The organism is Bordetella hinzii LMG 13501 (assembly GCF_001548475.1).
Taxonomy (GTDB): Bacteria; Pseudomonadota; Gammaproteobacteria; order Burkholderiales; family Burkholderiaceae_B; genus Bordetella; species Bordetella hinzii.
In genome coordinates this window covers 1-1,681 of the sequence record NZ_LRUJ01000082.1, presented here as the reverse complement: position 1 = coordinate 1,681, position 1,681 = coordinate 1, and the positions used below count along the sequence as shown (strand labels likewise).

Annotated in this window: 2 protein-coding genes; both read right to left on the bottom strand. The window is 64.6% G+C overall.

Going from position 1 to position 1,681, the window contains the following annotated elements; translation table 11 throughout:
* A partial coding sequence (locus tag AXA74_RS23660) for a Tar ligand binding domain-containing protein (RefSeq protein ID WP_155680929.1) occupies positions 1-965 on the bottom strand: 965 nt, incomplete at its 3' end.
* A 117-nt stretch (positions 966-1,082) separates the two neighbouring features.
* Positions 1,083-1,517 carry a hypothetical protein gene (locus tag AXA74_RS23655; RefSeq protein ID WP_032955314.1) on the bottom strand — a complete coding sequence of 145 codons (435 nt, stop codon included), beginning with the start codon at positions 1,515-1,517 and terminating at the stop codon, positions 1,083-1,085.
* Positions 1,518-1,681 lie beyond the last annotated feature (164 nt).

The window sequence follows — 1,681 nt, the reverse complement described above, 5'->3', positions numbered from 1 at the left end:
CCTGCCGCGATCTCGCGCGCGCCCACATTGATCTCGTCCACGCCCCGGCGCACGGTGGAGACCGTGCGCGTCAGGCTCTCCTGCATGCGCTTGAGCGCCGCGAACAGCTGGCCGATCTCATTGCTGTTGCGCACCTCCACCCGCGCCGTCAGGTCGCCGCCGGCAATCCGGTCAAAATGCTGCCCGGCTTCCAGCAAGGGGCGCACGACCAGGCGGCCGAAGACGATACGCGACAGCACCATCAGCACCAGCGCCAGCACCACCGCGCCGATCACGGCGATGATGGCGCTTTCGAAACTCTTGCGCGCATAGTCGATGGTCGCGTCCTGCTGCTGGTCGATATATTTGGAGAACTCGCCGATGGCCTCGATGAAGGCCGCGCTGCGCGGCGTGCCGTACTCGTTATTCACCATATAGAAGGTGGAGTAGTCCTCACTGCGCAGGGCTTCGACCATGGTGTCCACGCCGTCATCGATATACGAGCGATAGCGGCGCACGAGATTCATGGACAGCTGGCGGCCGGTATCGTCCTCCAGCATATTCTTCTGGAAATCGCTGAAGCGGTTGCGCACCCCGTTGAGCAGGTCGGTGGCGTCCTTCAGTGTCTTGGTGGCGGCCTGGCCCGCGTTCTCGCCGCTGCCCCAGCCGGACTCCTGCAGATGGCGCGCCGCCACCATCAGGGAGACGCGGGCGCGCAGCATGTCGCTGTTGATGATTTCGACCTGCTTGGCGCGGTCCGTCAGATCGTTGATCTGCTGCACGGCCTGGTAATTCTGCTGCAGAAAGTATGCCGCCATCGCGCCCAAGGCGGCGATCAAAAGGGCGAAAAAGCCCAGCAGGCACAACAACAGGGTGCCGACATGCGCATTGCGCAAGGAAAACGAACGCTTCTGCTTCTGTTTTGAGGGTCGCGACCGCTTCTTGGTCTTGGTCGGCTTGGCCTCGGATTCGAAACTGGTTTCCATTAACTTCCCCGTCCTTCTGATAAAGCGACAAAATGAGCAAGCCACCGCACCGGCCTCAGGGAAGGCATGGGCGATGGCCGACCGTTCCGAACGGTAGCGGTCTAGCGGCGGACGTGATTAACGAGCCGGTTTCTCTCCGGGCCCTGGGATCACGATGAGTTCTACCTCGGGCGCCGCGGTAGCGGCGGTGCCCGAGACCGCAGCGGTCTGCGGCGGTGGTGGCCCGAGGAGCTTGTCCCGCTCCCAGGGCTCTAGCAGGATGTTGGTGGTATCCAACAGCCTGACCAGACGGCCATCCGGCCCGAACTGCAACAGGGCCTCTTTCCTGCTGTAGAAGCCGTCGGTCAAAAACGTGATATGGGAGCGCCACAACGCCACCCGGCTGCCGTCGGGCCGGTTGTAGATCTGGTCGGGCAAGGCGCCGAGCGCCCGCGCCGCGTCGTCCAGGCTGCTTTGCCCCGGCGTGAGGGTGGACAACTTGCCCCCGTCGAAGTTATGCCCCGAGACCGCGCAGCCACCAAGCAGCAGCAGGGTCAGGCACCAGGACATCATCAGTTTGAACACGGCATCCCACTCCCGAGGGCTTGTCCGCCCTCATTGCCGGCCCCGGAGGGCCGGTCGGTTTAAAACGATTCCCAATCCTCATCGGCGCCCCGCCGGGCTGCCGCCGGCCGCGGCGGCTCGGCGGGTGGCGCGGCCGGGCGCCGGCGGCGATG

Coding starts and splice junctions, on each gene's coding strand:
- AXA74_RS23655 (WP_032955314.1), bottom strand. CDS start 1,517: ATGATGTCCTGGTGCCTGACCCTGCTGCTGCTTGGTGGCTGCGCGGTC.